The organism is Streptomyces parvulus, assembly GCF_014648855.1.
Taxonomy (GTDB): domain Bacteria; phylum Actinomycetota; class Actinomycetes; order Streptomycetales; family Streptomycetaceae; genus Streptomyces; species Streptomyces parvulus.
Map to the genome: position 1 here is coordinate 435,945 of NZ_BMRX01000004.1, position 16,029 is coordinate 451,973.

Genomic DNA, 16,029 nt, shown 5'->3' on the forward strand with positions numbered 1-16,029 from the left:
GCGTTCTTGAGGAGGACTCCATGACCGCCACCGAGACCGTCCTGGGCGCGCCCGCCGAGCGCAGGGAGGGACGGGAGAAGGTCACCGGCACCGCGCGGTACGCCGCCGAGTACGACTCCGCGGACCGCGCCCACGCCTGGCCCGTGCCGGCCACGGTCGCCCGGGGCCGGGTGATCGCCGTCGACGCCGCGGCGGCGCTCGCGCTGCCCGGCGTACTCGCGGTGCTCACCCACGAGAACGCGCCCCGCCTGGGCGACCCCGACGATCCCGTGCTGGCCGTGCTCCAGAACCCACGGGTGCCGCACCGGGGCTGGTTCGTGGCCCTGGTGGTGGCCGAGACGCTGGAGGCGGCCCGCGCGGGAGCCGGCGCCGTCCGCGTCACGTACGAGACGGAGGGTGCCGACGTCACGCTCACCGCCTCGCACCCGGAGGCGTACGTGCCCGATTCGGCCAACGGCGGGTTCCCGGCCGTCACCGAGAAGGGCGACCCGGACGGCGCCTTCGCCTCCTCGGCGGCCCGGCTCGACGTCGGGTACACGGTGCCGCCGCTGCACAACCACCCCATGGAGCCGCACGCCGGCACGGCGCGCTGGGAGGGCGACCGGCTGACGGTGTACTCCTCCAGTCAGGGCACCTCGGCCGTGCGCGCCGAACTCGCCCGTCTCTTCGGCCTGCCGGAGGACCGCATCACGGTGCGCTCGGAGCACGTGGGCGGCGGTTTCGGCTCGAAGGGCACGCCCCGGCCCGAGGTGGTGCTCGCCGCGATGGCGGCCCGCGAGACGGGACGTCCGGTGACCCTCGCGCTGCCCCGCCGCTACCTGCCGGCGGTCGTCGGACACCGTGCGCCCACGCTGCACCGGCTGCGGCTCGGGGCGGACGCGGACGGCCGGCTCACCTCCTTGACGCACGAGGTGACCACGTACACCTCGCGGGTCAAGGAGTTCGTCGAACAGGCGGCGGTGCCCGCACGCGTCATGTACGCCGCTCCCACGATGCGCACGCTCCACCGCGTGGCGGCGCTGGACGTACCCACGCCCTCGTGGATGCGCGCACCCGGCGAGTGCCCCGGCATGTACGCCCTCGAGTCGGCCATGGACGAGCTGGCCGTCGAGGTCGGCGTCGACCCGGTGGAGCTGCGGATCCGGAACGAGCCGGAGACCGAGCCGGAGAGCGGGAAGCCCTTCAGCAGCCGGAGCCTGGTGGAGTGCCTGCGCGACGGGGCCCGCCGCTTCGGCTGGGAGCGGCGTGACCCGCGTCCGCGTTCTGGCGAGGAGGGCCCCCTGCTGATCGGCACCGGCGTCGCCTCGGCCACCTATCCGGTCCTGGTGGGGCCGGGCGTGGCGTCGGCGCGTGCACTGCCCGGGGGAGACTTCCTGGTCCGGGTCAACGCCACCGACATCGGTACGGGTGCCCGGACCGTGCTCGCGCAGATCGCGGCCGACGCCCTCGGCGCCCCGCTGGACGCGGTCCGGGTGGAGATCGCCGACAGCGACATCGGCTTCGGCTCGGTGGCCGGCGGTTCCTCGGGCACCGCCTCCTGGGGGTCGGCCGTGCACGAGGCGTGTGCCCGGCTGTCCGGCATGCTGGCCGGGCGCTCGGAGCCGCTGCCGGAGGAGGGCCTGGTGGCCGAGGCCGACACCTCGGGCAAGGCCGACGCCGAGAGCCCCTACGCGCGGCACGCGTTCGGCGCGCACTTCGCCGAGGTCGCCGTCGACACGGTCTCCGGCGAGGTGCGGGTGACGCGGCTGCTGGGCGTCTTCGCCGCGGGGCGCATCCTCAACGCCCGCACGGCGCGCTCCCAGTTCATCGGGGGCATGACGATGGGCCTGGGGATGGCGCTGACCGAGGACAGCACGATGGACCCGGCGTTCGGCGACTTCACCCAGTCCGACCTCGCGTCGTACCACGTGCCCGCGCACGCGGACGTCGTGGCGCCGGAGGCGTACTGGGTCGAGGAGGCGGACGACCACCTCAACCCGATGGGCAGCAAGGGGATCGGCGAGATCGGCATCGTGGGCACGGCGGCGGCCGTGGGCAACGCCGTCCACCACGCCACCGGCATCCGCTTCCGCGAACTCCCCCTCACCCCGGACCGGGTCCTCACCGGCCTCCTGGAACACGGGCACCCGGCGGGGATGCTGGGGGTCTGAGCGGAGGAACGCCGGGCTCGCGAGGCGGCTTTCGGCCTGACGCGCTCCCCGTGTGAGCCCAACACGCGGTCCGCGCAGGGCGGTTGCTCCTGCGCGGACCACGTGGTGATCGAACGGGCCGGACTCAGTCGCCGGCGCCCGCCGTGGCAGTCACGCGGCGGGCCGGACGCCGTCGGCGGACGGCGTCCCGCGCGGCCACCCGGACGCACAGTGCCATCAGGGCGACGAGCGACGCCGCCACCGCGACCGCGACCGCGGCCCACAGGGGCACCGGCGTCAGGTCGACGACCCGGGAGACCGGGGAGGAGGGTGTCGCGCTGCCGTAGAGCTTGGCCGCGGCCAGCGCCGCCGGGACCACGACCCCCGCCGCGAGCAGCGGCACGGCGGGCCGCACGGTCAGCAGCAGGGCCAGCACCAGGCAGAGCGCCGACAGGCCGAGGGCGACGCCGTAGACGCCGGCGGAGGCGCCGGCGCGGTGGAAGGGGAAGAAGGCGACGCCGCAGCCGGCCAGGACGGCGACGGTGAGCCAGGCGGGCCAGGCAGGACCGCGGGCGGTCCGGCGGACGGCGCGCTCCCGCAGACGGTCGCGCCCCGCGCTTCCGCGGCCGCGGCCCGCGTCCTCGCGGTCGCGCTCCCGGCGGGCCGGGCGCGCCGCCTTGCCGCGTTCCCGGCCGCGGCGGTCCGCCGCGGCGAAGACGCCGGTCCGTCGTGCGGGGCGGCCGGCGGGCCCGCGGCCGCGGGCGTCGTGGCCGTCGTCCTCGTCGGGCGCGTCCTGCTCCGCCCGCAGCTGACGAGCGTCGGGGCGCTCCGGGCGTTCGTGTCCGTCCTCGGCGAGCCTGCCGATCAGTTCGACGAGTTCCTCGACGGGCCGTCCGGTGGCGGCGGCCCGTACGGCCTCCCGCCCGCAGTGCGGCTCCAGGGGCGTGCGGTGCAGCAGTGCCATGAGCCGGGTGACGTCCTCGACGGAGCGGCACTCGGCGGCGGCCCGGATGGCCTCGTCGGCACTGTCCGGTTGGCGCGGCGGCCGGGTCAGCAGGCCGACCAGCCGGGTGACGTCCTCGACGGAGCGGTTGACGCCGACGGCACGGAGCGCGTCGACCGTGGCCTGCGCGTACTGCGGGGACCGCTCCAGCGTGGTGATCAGGTCGACGACCTCGTCCAGCGGGCGGTCGGCCACGGCGGCGCGCACCAGGTCGCCGACGGGGTCCCCGTAGGCGCGCTCCTCCGCGTCTGCGGCGGCGCGCTGGTGGCGGCCGGTCTCGCGGGCTCCGGGCTCGTGGCGGTCCGGGTCGTGGGGGCGAGCGTCGTGGGGGTCGAGGTCGAGCAGGTCCTCGTCCAGCAGGTCGTCGTCGAAGAGGCCGGGGCCGGGGAGGTCGGGGCGGTCCGCGTCGTGCGCCCGCGGTTCGTCGAAGCCGGTTTCCCAGATGTCCGCGTCCCGGACGTCCGGGTCCCGCACGGAGGCGTTCCGGCCTCCGGGAGCCGCGCCGGACAGCCGCGCCGTGCCCGTGCCCGTCGTCGTCTCCCCGGTGGGCAGGTCGAGGGCGGATATGGCGTATTCGGGCGAACGGGGTGATGAAGAGCCGGTGGTCATGGTCCCTCCGGGTGGTGGGGGTGCGGCCGCCCTGCGTCCCCGACGTGCGACACGCGCTGTGTGCTGCCCATTTCTAGGCACGCCGGGCGGACGCTGCCACTCCGGGTGGGCCACAGGGATGAGAGACGTCACACTCCGGTCTTGCCGCCGCCCGGAACGGGCATCCGGTTCAGTGGGCGCGCGCCGCGCGCCCGGAGGAGGGGACCCGTGGACACGACCACAGTGGTGATTCTGGTGGCGGCGCTGCTCGCGGCGCTGGTCCTCGCGGCGGCGGTGGCCGTCCTGGTGCGCCTGGTGCGCACGCGACGTGATCTCAAGCGGGCCGGGCTGCCCACGGGTCCGCGCTGGGTCTTCTGGGGCGCCGTCCTCTATCTGGTGCTCCCGGCGGACCTGGTGCCCGATCCGGTCTACCTGGACGACATCGGAGTCCTGCTCCTCGCCCTGCGTTCCATGCGCGGCTCACTCGGCGGCCGGCGGGCCGGAATCGCCCCGCACGAGGGCACCGGCTCGCCCGGTGATTACGCAGCGTAAGGAAACCAATCACCCGTTCGATTCGTATAAGTCTCTGGAAGCCGAAGGAAGTCGGCGGACCAGGAGACGGCGCGATGGGGTCGTCAACTGATCGGCACAGCACCGACTAGGGAGAGACGATGCAACCGTTCGCGCTCAACTACGCACGGCCCGCAGTGGAGTTGGAAGCCACCACTCCGTACGTCTACGACTCCGGGCTGCAGTTGAACGTGCTGCTGGACGGGCGGGTGGCCGCCTGTGACCACGCACTGCTGAGAGAACTGGGGACCACGACCTCCACCGCGGGGTCGAAGACGCACTTCGACGACTGAACACGGACCGCCGAGAATGACCGTGTTGATCCTGACCAGTGAAGAGGACGTCACCGCGGACATGGTGGTGGTGCACCTGAACGCGTCGGGAGTACCGGTGGTACGCCTGGATCCGGCGGATCTGACCGATTCCGTCGCGCTCTCCGGCGAGTTCACGCACGGCTCCTTCCGGGGCCATCTGTCCGCGGGAGGACGCCTGGTGAGCATCGGCGGGCTGCGGTCCGTCTGGGTGCGCAGGCCGGGCGGCGCGGCCACCCGGGCCGCGGAGCCGTCCGCGTGGCTGACGGAGGAGGCGGGGCAGGCGCTGTACGGCATGCTCCGGGGCAGCGGCGCCCGCTGGATGAACCAGCCCGACGCGGCGCACCGGGCCCGCTACAAGCCGTGGCAGCTGCGGCTGGCGCAGCGGTGCGGGCTTCCCGTGCCGGCCACGCTGATCACGACGTTCCCGCGGGCGGCGCGCGAGTTCGCCGAGCGGTATCCGGACCTGGTGGTCAAGCCCGTCTCGGGCGCGCACCCCCAGGATCCGCCCCTGGCGGTGCCGACCAGCCGGGTTCCGCCGGAGACGGACTTCTCCGCCGTGGCGCACGGGCCGACGCTGCTGCAGCGCCGGGTCGCCAAGCGGGCGGACATCCGGCTGACCGCCGTGGGGGGCGAGTTGCTGGCGGCGCGCAAGAGCGCGCTCGCGGAGCCGGACACCAGCGTGGTGGACGTCCGGTTCGCGGAGTCCGACGAGCCCTGGCGCCCGGTGGAGGTGCCGCCGCGGGTGGCGGAGACGGTCCGCGCCTATCTCGACGGCGCGGGGCTCGCCTATGGCGCCCTGGACTTCGCCGAGGACGGCGACGGCACCTGGTGGTTCCTGGAGTGCAACCAGTCGGGGCAGTTCGGCTTCGTCGAGGTGGAGACGGGGCAGCCGATCGCCCGGACGATCGCCGAGTGGCTGGCGCGTCCGGGCGCGGAGGACGAGGCGGACGCGGGCGGGCCGGGTACGGCCGCGGCGGGGTGAGGGCCCGCGCCTCGGTGGTGCGGTATGTCAGTGGGGCCGTGGGCCCGGCAGCAGGGCGGTGCGCTGCCAGCCGGCGCCCGGGGACGGCTGCCGCCCGGGAACGGGCAGGTGGCCGGTGCCGGGCAGGTGGCCGGGGGTGTGCAGCGGCCGCATGACCACCTCCAGCTCCCTGCTCACGCGCTCGGCGTCCCGCCGCACCTGCTCGGGGACGTCACCGCGTTCGGCGACGAGTCGGTCGTAGATGGGGGAATCCTGGAACACCCGTCAACGCACCTTTCGTGTCGTCCGCCCCCGCACGGGGGCGCGACTGAGCATTCTAGGCGCCCCGCCACCCGGGAGTGCGCATTCCGCCCGGAAGGTGACGAGGGCTCAGGCGCCGGTGGTGGATCCGGGCCGGACGACCATGAGGACGGTCACGGTGGCCCACAGCAGGTTGAACAGGCCGGTGAGCATGGCCAGCCGAGCGGTGCGGGCGCGCTCCACGGGCCGCCGGTCGGCCAGTTCCGCCAGCAGTTCCTCCTGGCGCGGGAGCACGAAGGCGACCAGCAGGCCGGCGGCGACCGCGGTGAGGATGAGGGACGTGACGAGCCAGGCGTCGCCGAGTACGCCCATCGCGGCCGCGGTGGCCAGGCCGAGGACGGGCACGGCGATGCCGAGACCGGCGTAGACCCGGCAGATGCGGTGCAGCAGCCCGACGGTGCGGACGTCGCCGGGGCCGGCCTGCTCGCCCGCCCCCGCTCCGGCGGGCACGGACACCGGCGCCTTCCGGACGGCGGCGGGGAACATGCTGGCCGCCACGGTCACGGGCCCGACGGCGACGATGGCGGCCAGGACGTGGAGGGACAGCAGGATCTTGGTCATCGCTCGGGGCTCCGGAGGCAGGATCGGTCGGTGCGGGGGTGCACACCCACGCTAGAAAGCGCGGGACCGGTCCCACAGAGGCAGGAACGACAGCTTCCAACGGATTCCCGCCGGGGCCCGCACCACGGTCCGTGGCGCGGGCCCCGGGTGCGTCGGGTCAGACGGCCAGCGACAGGCCGCGCTCCTCGCCGGAGTCGGCCGAGGGGACCTCCGGTACCGGCCGGCCCTTGGCGAGCAACAGCAGGTCCGCCTTCGCCACCGCGTCGTGGACGCTGGTCGTCGCCATCATCACGCAGAGCGTGTAGCTGACGTCCGCGAGATCCCGCGCCGTCGCCGGGTTCTCCCTCTCCGCCTGAGCGATCCGCAGCGTCGCGTACCGCGTGAGCAACTCCCTGACGACCTTCGGGTCGGGTTCGAGCACGAAGCGCCCCTCTCTCGATTTTCACTGCGCATGCCCGCACCCGACCGGAACAATCACATCACGGGTACTCCTGCTCGCAATTGACGAGATTCTGCCGCTCGCTGTCCGGCCTTCACCCCGAATCAACCACTAGTTGGTTGAAATCGGTCGGAACGTTCACTGGGTGCCCGGCGGTGCCGATCGGGTCCGATCGGACCCGATCGGAGGGGAGACCCGCGCCTTCTCCCCCGTGGAGGGCGCGGGTCTCAGTCTCCGAGTGTGCGGGCGAGTTCGGTGGTGGCGCGCGTGATCTCGCTGTCGTCCTCGGCGAGCAGCCCCTCCAGCTCGTCCCGCCGGGCACGGACCGCCTGCCGTGCGGCGCGCTCCCACGCCACCGGGTTCTCGCGGTGGTTGAGCAGCTTGGGGTAGGCGGTGGCGGTGGTCTCCCACTGCCGGGCGTCGGCGATGTTCTTGAGCAACTGGATGATCTGCGCCCGGCAGCTCACCTGGGGACGCTGTGCCAGCTCCCAGAGGAAGGGGACGGTCGCCGCGGTCGCCTGGTCCACGACGAAGCCGTACTGGCAGATGCGTTTCCGCAGATCCCCGAGGGCGGCCCGGGCGGCTTCGGCGTCGCCCCAGGCGACCTTGCGCAGCAGCCGGGGAATGGCCGCCGCCGAGCCGCTGGAGTCCTTGATCTCGCCCCAGGGCACGCCGTCGAGTCCGGCGAGGAGGGCGGGGGCGCGGTGGTGCGAGCCGGGCGTCTGCGGCTGTCGGTCGGTGCGCTGGATGCTCGGCTCGGGTGTCGGAGCGCTGCGCATGGTGGGGGCCCTTCCGCGGCAGTCGGGTCAGGTGAGGGGGCGGGTCGACAACTTGGCCCAGACCGTCTTGCCCGCCGGAGGTCTCGGGGTCCAGCCCCACTCCTGCGCGAGGGCGTCGACGATGTACAGGCCGCGTCCGTGCTCCCGGAGCTCGGTGTCGTCGCAGGGGTGGAACACGGGGGCGTCGTCCCCGGGGTCTGACACGGCCAGCGTCAGGTGGCCGGGGTCCAGGGAGAGTCCCAGCCGGACCTCGGGTGGGCCCGCCGGCGCCGAATGCACCGCATGGGCCACGGCGTTGGAGACCAGTTCCGTGATGACCAGGACCGCGTCATCAGCCCGGTGGTCGAGGGACCACCCGCGCAAGGTGTCCCGGGCGAAGACCCGGGCCCGGGCGAACCCCTCCCCGCTGCACGCCACGCGCAGCACCGCGGAGGCGGGCAGATCGCCGCCGGGGACGGGGCACTTGACGTACGGAGCGGTGAGCGGCCACTCGGCGCGGCCGACGGCTCCCCGCAGCGAACGCGGAAGCACTCCGGGCCGACTCGCGGCAGCGGTCTCCGACAGGGGTTCGCCGGGCGACCGGAGCCTTGGATGCGCAGGTGACGGCACAGCATCTCCCTGATGCGACATCAGAATCAGGCGTCCACCGAGGGGTTGACGCCACGGCTATTATCCACGCTGAGAGCGATCGCGTGCAATTGCACGAGAAATTGCGCGAAAAAAATCGGATGGGAGCGGACGAGACCGGAATCACTCGGTCCGCTCCCCCGAAACGGCAAGGAGACCGCGGTGCCATCAGTGCGCAACGGAGTGCAGGCCAGTCTGCTGGACGCCCGCTGGAAGAAGAGCCGGCACAGCAACGCGGAGGGCAACTGCGTCGAAGTCGCCCTCGTGGACGGGGGCATCGCGATGCGCAACTCCCGCTATCCGGACGGCCCCGCCCTCGTCTACACCTCCGCCGAGCTGGCCGCCTTCCTCGCGGGGGCGAAGGAGGGCGAGTTCGACCACCTGCTCTGAGGCGGCGGGGACGGGAAGCGGAGGCCAACTACCCGATTCTCACGGGTGGATGCGCCCGGCAGGGGTGGGATGAGATAGTCTTTCCCTCAAGTCTGCCGGTCTGCTGGGAGCCAGGATGTCCGCCGCGTCGCATCGCATCTCCCGTCTCGAACCCTACCTGGACCGGGCCGAGCCGGCTCCGACCCTGCTGAAGATGCTCGTCGGCGTGCAGCTGGCGGGATTCCGCGAGGACGCCGGCCTCTCCCAGGACCAGGCCGCACGCGCCCTCGGATTCAGCCCCGCGAAGCTCTCGCGCATCGAGTCCGGCAAGGGCCGCAGGCCTCCGACGGAGACCGACGTGCGCGCCCTGCTCGAGAAGTACGGCACCGATCCGTACGAGGCGTCGGTCCTGCTCAAGCTGTTGCAGCGGGCCGGTGAACCGGGCTGGTGGCAGCGGTACGACAAGCGGCTGATGCCCGAGTGGTTCGACCGCCTCGTCGGTCTCCAGGAGGCCGCCTCCACCATCCGCACCTTCGAGATCCAGTACGTCCCCGGACTGCTCCAGACCCCGGCCTACACGCAGGCCGTGGTCGAGCGCGGGCTGCCCAACGCGCCGGCCGCCGAGGTCGGACGCCGTGTCGAGCTGCGCAAGCGCCGCACGGAACTGCTGGACCGCGAGGACGCGCCGCAGTTGTGGGCGATCATCGACGAGTCGGTGCTGCTGCGGGTGCTGGGCAGCCGGGAGGTCATGCGCGAGCAGCTCGCGCACCTCGTCGCCATGGCGAGGCGGCCCCGCGTGACGCTCCAGGTCGTGCCGCTGGACGTGACCAACGCGTCGGCGCCCGCCATACCGGTCACGTATCTCCGCTTCGGCGGCGCCGATCTGCCCGACGTGGTCTACCTGGAGCACATCAGGAGCGCCAACTTCCTCGAGGACCGGGACGAGACCGAGGAGTACCGGGTCGCCCTCGACCGGCTCGCCGACGAGGCGCTGACCCCGCGCGAGACCCTGGACCGGCTGGACCGCACGATGGCGGAGCGTTACGGGGACGAGTAGCGGGACGCTACCGAGAGCCATGTGGAGGGCCCCGCGCCTGATGCGCGGGGCCCTCCACGTGGTGCGTTCACGCCGGGTCAGCGCAGGCGGCCCAGACCGCCGAACTCGATCCACTCCTCGGTGAGCTGGCGGGGCGCCACCTCGGTGTCCGGACGCCAGGTGGAGACCTCGACCAGGCCGGGCTCCAGGATCTCCATGCCCTCGAAGTACGCCTCGACGTCCTTGGGTTCGCGGACCCGGCCCCAGTGTCCCTGGGTCGCCTGGTTCATGAAGTCCGTGACGAACTTGCGTACCTCGGCGTCCTCGCTGACCAGCTGGCACATCACCGCGTAGCTGCCGGGGACGAGCCGCTCGGTGACCCGCCTGATGACCGCCTGGGGGCCGTCTGTGTCGCTGTCCGGGATGCAGTGGAAGACCGAGTTGAACAGCACGGCGACCGGCTGGGAGAAGTCGATCAGGCGCCGGGTCTCCGGGTGGGAGAAGATCTCCTCGGTCGACCGCATGTCGGCGTGGATGACGGCGGTCTGGTCGTTCTGGTCGAGCAGGGCCCGGCCGTGGACGAGCACCATCGGGTCGTTGTCCACGTAGACGACGCGGGAGTCCGGGGCGACGCGCTGGGCGACCTGGTGCACGTTGTCCTGCGTGGGAAGGCCGGATCCGTGGTCGAGGAACTGGCGGATGCCGTAGTCCTGCGCGAGGGTCCTCACCACCCGCTGGAGGAAGCGCCGGTTGTTGAGGGCGAGGCGGCGCGTGCTGGGCACGACCTTGTCGAGTTCACCGACCGCGGCCCGGTCGGCCGCGTAGTTGTCCTTGCCGCCCAGGTAGAAGTCGTACATCCGGGCGGCGGTGGGTACGTTGGAGTCGATCTCCGTGGACAACTGCTTGTCGGCCTGCATCGTTCCCCCAGCTCCGTACGGGCGCCAACTGGACTGGCATGACTGAGAGTACATCCTAGAGACCGGGTGGACGGCGAAACCAGGGGGCGGATCAAGTGGCCGTCAAAGTCCTTGCGGCTACGGACAGTTGACGGCCACTCGTCCCGTCAGCCGCGGCCGGCCAGGTAGGCGTCGGCGCCGGGTGCCTTGTGGGCCTCTTCCACGCCGACCACGCCGCCGATGGCCTTCGCGTCGGGCTTCAGGACGTAGGTGGACCGGCTGGCGGGCGCGGTCACCAGGGTGAAGTCCTGCGGGGTGCCGAGGCCGGTGTCGGCGTTCTTCTGCGAACGGTGCGCCTTCACCACGTCGGCGCGGGCGAGGCTGCCGGCCTCGCAGGCCTTCTTCAGGTCGGCGCCCATCAGCTTGGCGGCGTTGTAGCCGGAGAGCACGCCGGAGTCGACCAGTTCCCCGGGGTACTTCTTCCCGTAGTCGGCGACCATCTTCTTCACACCGGGCAGGTCGGAGCTGACCGCCGGTGCGGCGCTGACGACGTGGACCATGCCCGCGAGCGCCGCGGCCGCGGGCGTCTTCATCAACTGCGGTGCGTAGCCGGGGGCGCTGCTGACGATCGGCACCTTCAGGCCGCGGGCGGCGGCCACGCCGGCCAGCGAGGCGGTCTGCGCGGGACCCGCGCTGATGAGGACGGCCTTCACGCCGGCCTTGCTCAACGCGGAGACCTGGGCCGACAGATCGGTGTCGGTGGCCTTGATCTTCTGCCCGACCACCTTCATCCCCGCCTCCTCGGCGGCCCACTCGGAGCCCTCCAGGGCGTTGGCGCCGTAGTCGCCCTCGAAGTACACGTGGCCGATCGTGTCGCCCTTGGCGAGCTTCTTGGTGCGGGTCAGGAAGTCGACGGCGGCGATCATGTCGAGGTCGTAGGTGGTGCCGAGGACCTGGACGGAGTCCCGGCCGAGCAGGGAGGCGGCCCAGGCCTGCGGGAAGGTCAGCATGTGGTCCCGCTCGATGTCGTCCAGCAGGGCCGCGACCACCGGTGAGCCGATGACCTGGGGCAGGGCGACGACGTCCGGCGCGATGTCGGCGTAGGCGGTGACGGCCTTCTGCACGTCGTAGCCGTGGTCCTTGACGACGATCTCGACCTGTCTGCCGCAGATGCCGCCCGCGGCGTTCGTCTCGTCGGCCCACATCTGCTGCGCCTGCACGATGCTCTTGCCGAGGGTGGCGTAGGGGCCGGTGAGGTCGGTGAGCGCCCCCAGCTTGATGGTCTTCTCGCTGACGCCGGGGCCGGCCTTGACGCCGTCGGCGGCGTCGTCGGTGCTTCCGCCGTCCGCCTTGGAGCTGCATGCGGTGCCCGCGAGCAGCACGGCGGCCAGTGTCGCCGCCAGGGCGGCGGTCCGGGCGGTGCGGGGCCTGGGGTGCGTGACGTTCACGGGGTGTGCTCCTTGGCTCGTGCGGGGTGGGCGGTGGTGGTCGGGGAGGAGGGCGGGGGCGGGCCGGCGGCGGGTGGCCTGCGGCGCAGGCGGGCGCGGGTGCGGCGGGCCAGTCCGTGCAGGCCGTCGGGGGCGTAGAGGAGGATCACGACGATGGCGGCGCCGTAGAGGTAGCGGGACGCCTCGGTGGGGCCGATGGATCCGCCGCCGGAGCCCGGGGTCGCCACCAGCGGCAACTGGTCGGCGTAGCGCGTCATCAGCAGGGGCAGCGCGGTGACGAAGACGGCACCCGCGGTGGCGCCGGCGACCGAGCCGAGTCCGCCGATGACGATCATGGCGAGGTAGTCGACGGAGAGGGCGAGGGAGAAGTAGTCGGGCACGACGCGGCGGAAGGAGAGCGCGAGCAGGACGCCGGCGAGACCCGCGTACATGGAGGAGACCACGAAGGCCGCCGAGCGGTAGCGCGCGACGTGCACGCCCATCACGGACGCCGCCGTCTCGCTGTCGCGCAGGGCGACCAGGGCGCGGCCCGGACGTCCGCGCAGCAGCCCGCGGGCGGTGAACCAGGTGACGGAGAACAGGACGAGGCCCAGGTACCAGAGCCGTTCCTCGGCGCCGAACGGCACGCCCAGGAGCGTCAGTTCGGGGTCGCTCTCGGCGAAGGTGAAGCCGCCGAGTTCCAGCGGCGGGACCGAGCGTCCGTTGAAGCCGCCGGTGACGGAGTCCGCGGTGAGCAGCACGTGGTGGCCGAGGAAGACCAGGGCGAGGGTGGCCACGCCCAGGTAGATGCCCTTGACCCGGCCTGCGACGGGACTGAACAGGCCGCCGGCGGCCCCGGCCAGGAGTACGGCGAGCAGCGCGGCGAGGGAGGGCGGCAGACCGGGGCCGGGTTCGCCGGCCAGCCACACGTAGCCGTACGCGCCGACCGCGAGGAAGAAGGCGTGGCCGAGGGAGAGCTGTCCGGCGCTGCCGCTGAGTAGGCCGAGCCCGATGGCGCCGATCGCGGCGGCCATGGAGAACAGGCCGATGCGCAGCCAGAAGGCGTCCAGGTAGAAGGGCAGGGCGCACAGGAGGAGCAGGGGCAGGAGGAGGCCGCCGCGTCCGAGGAGGCGGGAGAGGCGGTCAGACACGGGCCGCTCCCTTCGCCGCGAAGAGACCGGCCGGACGCACCAGCAGGACCAGCACCATCACGGCGTACGGCGCCACGTCGCCGAAGCCCTCGCCGAGGACGTGCAGGTCGCTCTGGTAGCCGGCGACGAACGCCTCGGTGAGTCCGATGAGCATGCTGCCGACCAGGGCGCCGACCGGCGAGGCCATGCCGCCGAGGATGGCGGCCGGGAAGGCCTTCAGGGCGATCTGGCCGGTGGTGCGCTCCAGGCCGGGCGCGGGGAAGGCGACCAGGAAGACGGCGGCGAGGGCGGCGAGTCCGCCGGCCAGGCACCAGGCGGCGGTGCGCACCCGGGTCAGCCGTACGCCCATCAGGGCGGCGGCCTCCGAGTCCTCGGCAGCGGCGCGCAGCGACAGTCCCCACGAGGTGAACCGGAAGAGGGCGAAGGCGCCGCCGATGGCGAGGCCGGAGACCAGGATCGCGGCGACGCGGCTGTCGGCCACGGTCACCGGGCCGAGGTCGGTCACGGCGTCGCCCCAGGGGTCGCCGAGCGGGAGCAGGTCGCCGCCGATGCGCCGGGCCAGGTCGGTGACGAGGACGATGTCGATGCCGATGGTGACGATGGTCTGGACGTGCGCGGCGTGCGGGTCTCCCCCGCCGACCGGCTGGAGCAGCAGCCGGTCCAGCGCTCCCGCCACGGCCGCGGTCACGAGGACGGCGACGGCCAGCGCACCGGCGAAGCCCAGGTCGTCGTGGAGGACGGCGACGAGGTAGCCGCCGAGGAGCAGCAGGGAGCCGTGGGCGAAGTTCAGTACGCCGGAGGCCTTGAAGATGGTGACGAAGCCGAGCGCGATCAGGGCGTAGACGGAGCCCAGGGCGAGGCCGTTGAGGAGGTTGTCGAGGAAGGCGCTCATGCCGCGTCCTCCGTGGTGGTGCCGAGGTAGGCCCGCAGCACCTCGGGGTCGCGGCGGACCTCGTCGGGGGTGCCGTGGGCGATGGCCCGGCCGAAGTCGAGGACGGTGACCTCGTCGGCGAGCCGCATCACCAGGCCCATGTCGTGCTCCACCAGGACGACGGAGAGGCCGAGTTCGGCGCGCACCTCGCGGACGACCTCGGTCATGCGGGCGCGTTCGGCGGCGTTCATGCCGGCCACGGGTTCGTCGAGCAGCAGGACACGGGGCTCCAGACAGAGGGCGCGGGCGAGTTCGACGCGCTTGCGGTCGCCGTAGGAGAGCAGGGCGACGGGTGAGTCGAAGTGGGGTGCGAGGCCGACGAGTCCGGCGATCTCGCGGGCGCGGGCGAGGTGGGCGCGCTGCTCGCGCACGGCACGCGGCAGCCGCAGGGCGCTGGCGGCGAACCCGGCGCGGGACAGGGCGTGGCGGCCGAGCATCAGGTTGTCGGCGACGGTGCCCTGGGTGGTGACGATGTTCTGGAAGGTACGGGCCACGCCGAGCGCGGCGATCCGGTGCGGGGCGAGCCGGGTCAGCTCGGCGTCGCCGAGCCGTACGGTGCCGGCGGCGGGGCGGTAGAGCCCCGAGAGGACGTTGAAGCAGGTGGACTTGCCGGCGCCGTTGGGGCCGATCACGGCGTGCACGGAGCCGGGGGTGACGGTGAAGGACACGTCGTCGAGGGCGACGAGGCCGGCGAAGCGCACGGTGACGCCCCGGACTTCGAGCGCGGCGGGGGCCATCACGCGGCCCCCTGTCCGTCGGTCCGGCCGTCGGCGGTCTCGCCGAGGTAGAGGCGGCGTACGGCGTCGGTCCGGGCGAGTTCCGCGGCGGGACCGGACAGCCTGACCTCGCCGACCTCCAGGACGTGGGCGTGCTCGGCGAGGGACAGGGCCATGCCGGCGTTCTGTTCGACCAGGAGCACGGCGGTGCCCTGGGCGTTGATCTCGCGGACCACCCCGGCGATGCGGTCCACCATCATCGGGGCGAGGCCGAGGGAGGGTTCGTCCAGGAGGAGCAGGCGGGGCGCGGCCATCAGGGCGCGGCCGATGGCGAGCATCTGCTGCTCCCCGCCGGAGAGCAGTCCCGCGGCCTGGCGGGGGCGTTCGGCGAGCCGGGGGAAGAGCGCGAAGACGCGGTCCCTGCCCTCGCGGACCTGGGCCGGGGCGCGCCGGCCGAGGCCGAGCCCGCCGGCCCGCAGGTTCTCGTCGACGGTGAGTCCGGCGAACACCCGCCTGCCCTCGGGCACCTGCACCACTCCGGCGCGTACGGCGGCGACCGGGTCCCGGCCGTCGAGGGCCGTGTCGCCGTAGCGGACGCGGCCTCCCGTGATCGCGCCGCGGTGCAGGCGCAGGGTGCCCGAGACCGCCCGCAGCAGCGTCGTCTTGCCGGCGCCGTTGGCACCGAGCAGCGCGACGACGGCGCCGTGCGGGACGGTCAGGGACACGGAGCGGAGGGCGGACAGCGCGCGCCCGTACGTCACGTCGAGGCTCTCGACGTGCAGCGCGGGCGCGCCGTCCGGTGGTGCTGCGGGCATCGCGGCTCCTTGGTACCGGCCGAATCGGCACGGTGACGGGTGAATGGGGGGAGCTCACGACAGCACGGACACGGGTGCCCGTACAGGGCGGCGGGGCCGGATCGCTGCGGGGTCCCAGTCCGGGGGCGGAGAGTCTGTGCGGATGCCCAGAGGTGCGGCGCGCCCGGCGGGCCGGGGTTCTCGGCGGGGGTCGTGGTGCCCCGGCCGCCGCGGGCGGGACGTGGCGGTGCCGTCGCGCGGCCGGGGCGGTCGCGGCCGCGCGCGGGCCGGGGCGAAGGGGGTGACACGCAGTCGGCCGGGCGCGAGGGGGACGACAGGCGGCCGGCCGGGGGCCAGGGGGACGACAGGCGGCCGGCCGGGGGCCAGGGGGACGACAGGCGGCCGGCCGGGGGCCAG

Annotated in this window: 18 protein-coding genes; 6 read left to right on the top strand and 12 right to left on the bottom strand. The window is 73.5% G+C overall.

Annotation, left to right across the window (positions count from 1 at the left end; translation table 11 throughout):
- Positions 1 to 20 precede the first annotated feature (20 nt).
- Entirely contained in the window at positions 21 to 2,150 is a 2,130-nt protein-coding gene (locus IE108_RS09860) for a xanthine dehydrogenase family protein molybdopterin-binding subunit (RefSeq protein WP_064731217.1), read from the top strand.
- A 124-nt stretch (positions 2,151 to 2,274) separates the two neighbouring features.
- Here the strand turns inward: IE108_RS09860 and IE108_RS09865 are convergent, their stop codons facing one another.
- The gene (locus IE108_RS09865) at positions 2,275 to 3,741 is read right to left on the bottom strand and encodes a hypothetical protein (protein ID WP_064731216.1); all 1,467 of its coding nucleotides are present in this window, start codon (positions 3,739 to 3,741) and stop codon (positions 2,275 to 2,277) included.
- 207 nt (positions 3,742 to 3,948) lie between these two features.
- Between IE108_RS09865 and IE108_RS09870 the strand changes: the two genes are divergently transcribed.
- From IE108_RS09870 to tgmB, 3 genes are all read left to right on the top strand, one after another.
- On the top strand, positions 3,949 to 4,272 hold the full coding sequence (locus tag IE108_RS09870; protein WP_064731215.1) for a YkvA family protein: 324 nt from the start codon (positions 3,949 to 3,951) through the stop codon (positions 4,270 to 4,272).
- A 119-nt stretch (positions 4,273 to 4,391) separates the two neighbouring features.
- On the top strand, positions 4,392 to 4,583 hold the full coding sequence (tgmA, locus tag IE108_RS09875; protein WP_003978169.1) for a putative ATP-grasp-modified RiPP: 192 nt from the start codon (positions 4,392 to 4,394) through the stop codon (positions 4,581 to 4,583).
- A gap of 16 nt (positions 4,584 to 4,599) precedes the next feature.
- Entirely contained in the window at positions 4,600 to 5,586 is a 987-nt protein-coding gene (gene tgmB / locus IE108_RS09880) for an ATP-grasp ribosomal peptide maturase (protein WP_064731214.1), read from the top strand.
- Positions 5,587 to 5,613: 27 nt separating this feature from the next.
- Here tgmB and IE108_RS09885 read toward each other — a convergent pair whose 3' ends face one another.
- The 5 genes from IE108_RS09885 to IE108_RS09905 all read right to left on the bottom strand — a co-directional run bounded on the left by IE108_RS09885 (position 5,614) and on the right by IE108_RS09905 (position 8,274).
- Positions 5,614 to 5,847: a hypothetical protein gene (locus tag IE108_RS09885; RefSeq protein WP_064731213.1), complete on the bottom strand. Its 234-nt coding sequence runs from the start codon at positions 5,845 to 5,847 to the stop codon at positions 5,614 to 5,616.
- Positions 5,848 to 5,955: 108 nt separating this feature from the next.
- Positions 5,956 to 6,447, bottom strand: coding sequence for a hypothetical protein (locus IE108_RS09890; protein WP_064731212.1), 492 nt, complete (start codon positions 6,445 to 6,447; stop codon positions 5,956 to 5,958).
- Between the two features lie 157 nt (positions 6,448 to 6,604).
- A complete protein-coding gene (locus IE108_RS09895; protein WP_064731211.1) occupies positions 6,605 to 6,868 on the bottom strand; it encodes a DUF5133 domain-containing protein in 264 nt (87 codons plus the stop codon).
- A gap of 245 nt (positions 6,869 to 7,113) precedes the next feature.
- Positions 7,114 to 7,665 carry a hypothetical protein gene (locus tag IE108_RS09900; protein WP_189397605.1) on the bottom strand — a complete coding sequence of 184 codons (552 nt, stop codon included), beginning with the start codon at positions 7,663 to 7,665 and terminating at the stop codon, positions 7,114 to 7,116.
- Between the two features lie 27 nt (positions 7,666 to 7,692).
- On the bottom strand, positions 7,693 to 8,274 hold the full coding sequence (locus tag IE108_RS09905; RefSeq protein ID WP_064731210.1) for an ATP-binding protein: 582 nt from the start codon (positions 8,272 to 8,274) through the stop codon (positions 7,693 to 7,695).
- A 180-nt stretch (positions 8,275 to 8,454) separates the two neighbouring features.
- Between IE108_RS09905 and IE108_RS09910 the strand changes: the two genes are divergently transcribed.
- Positions 8,455 to 8,682 (top strand): DUF397 domain-containing protein, encoded by a 228-nt coding sequence (locus IE108_RS09910; protein ID WP_064731209.1) that lies wholly within the window; start codon positions 8,455 to 8,457, stop codon positions 8,680 to 8,682.
- Positions 8,683 to 8,797: 115 nt separating this feature from the next.
- Positions 8,798 to 9,718: a helix-turn-helix domain-containing protein gene (locus IE108_RS09915; RefSeq protein WP_161341493.1), complete on the top strand. Its 921-nt coding sequence runs from the start codon at positions 8,798 to 8,800 to the stop codon at positions 9,716 to 9,718.
- A gap of 77 nt (positions 9,719 to 9,795) precedes the next feature.
- Here the strand turns inward: IE108_RS09915 and IE108_RS09920 are convergent, their stop codons facing one another.
- The 6 genes from IE108_RS09920 to IE108_RS09945 all read right to left on the bottom strand — a co-directional run bounded on the left by IE108_RS09920 (position 9,796) and on the right by IE108_RS09945 (position 15,633).
- On the bottom strand, positions 9,796 to 10,614 hold the full coding sequence (locus tag IE108_RS09920; protein WP_064731207.1) for an SAM-dependent methyltransferase: 819 nt from the start codon (positions 10,612 to 10,614) through the stop codon (positions 9,796 to 9,798).
- A gap of 146 nt (positions 10,615 to 10,760) precedes the next feature.
- The gene (locus tag IE108_RS09925; RefSeq protein ID WP_064731206.1) at positions 10,761 to 12,041 is read right to left on the bottom strand and encodes an ABC transporter substrate-binding protein; all 1,281 of its coding nucleotides are present in this window, start codon (positions 12,039 to 12,041) and stop codon (positions 10,761 to 10,763) included.
- On the bottom strand, positions 12,038 to 13,171 hold the full coding sequence (locus IE108_RS09930; RefSeq protein ID WP_064731205.1) for a branched-chain amino acid ABC transporter permease: 1,134 nt from the start codon (positions 13,169 to 13,171) through the stop codon (positions 12,038 to 12,040). Before IE108_RS09930 ends, IE108_RS09925 begins: the two co-directional genes overlap by 4 nt.
- On the bottom strand, positions 13,164 to 14,063 hold the full coding sequence (locus IE108_RS09935) for a branched-chain amino acid ABC transporter permease (RefSeq protein WP_064731204.1): 900 nt from the start codon (positions 14,061 to 14,063) through the stop codon (positions 13,164 to 13,166). The genes IE108_RS09930 and IE108_RS09935 overlap by 8 nt, the downstream gene beginning before the upstream one ends.
- A complete protein-coding gene (locus tag IE108_RS09940) occupies positions 14,060 to 14,839 on the bottom strand; it encodes an ABC transporter ATP-binding protein (RefSeq protein WP_064731203.1) in 780 nt (259 codons plus the stop codon). Before IE108_RS09940 ends, IE108_RS09935 begins: the two co-directional genes overlap by 4 nt.
- On the bottom strand, positions 14,839 to 15,633 hold the full coding sequence (locus tag IE108_RS09945; RefSeq protein ID WP_064731202.1) for an ABC transporter ATP-binding protein: 795 nt from the start codon (positions 15,631 to 15,633) through the stop codon (positions 14,839 to 14,841). The genes IE108_RS09940 and IE108_RS09945 overlap by 1 nt, the downstream gene beginning before the upstream one ends.
- Between the last annotated feature and the right edge of the window lie 396 nt (positions 15,634 to 16,029).

Coding starts and splice junctions, on each gene's coding strand:
- tgmA (WP_003978169.1), top strand. CDS start 4,392: ATGCAACCGTTCGCGCTCAACTACGCACGGCCCGCAGTGGAGTTGGAA.
- IE108_RS09860 (WP_064731217.1), top strand. CDS start 21: ATGACCGCCACCGAGACCGTCCTGGGCGCGCCCGCCGAGCGCAGGGAG.
- IE108_RS09945 (WP_064731202.1), bottom strand. CDS start 15,633: ATGCCCGCAGCACCACCGGACGGCGCGCCCGCGCTGCACGTCGAGAGC.
- IE108_RS09900 (WP_189397605.1), bottom strand. CDS start 7,665: ATGCGCAGCGCTCCGACACCCGAGCCGAGCATCCAGCGCACCGACCGA.
- IE108_RS09935 (WP_064731204.1), bottom strand. CDS start 14,063: ATGAGCGCCTTCCTCGACAACCTCCTCAACGGCCTCGCCCTGGGCTCC.
- tgmB (WP_064731214.1), top strand. CDS start 4,600: ATGACCGTGTTGATCCTGACCAGTGAAGAGGACGTCACCGCGGACATG.
- IE108_RS09915 (WP_161341493.1), top strand. CDS start 8,798: ATGTCCGCCGCGTCGCATCGCATCTCCCGTCTCGAACCCTACCTGGAC.
- IE108_RS09920 (WP_064731207.1), bottom strand. CDS start 10,614: ATGCAGGCCGACAAGCAGTTGTCCACGGAGATCGACTCCAACGTACCC.
- IE108_RS09940 (WP_064731203.1), bottom strand. CDS start 14,839: ATGGCCCCCGCCGCGCTCGAAGTCCGGGGCGTCACCGTGCGCTTCGCC.
- IE108_RS09865 (WP_064731216.1), bottom strand. CDS start 3,741: ATGACCACCGGCTCTTCATCACCCCGTTCGCCCGAATACGCCATATCC.
- IE108_RS09890 (WP_064731212.1), bottom strand. CDS start 6,447: ATGACCAAGATCCTGCTGTCCCTCCACGTCCTGGCCGCCATCGTCGCC.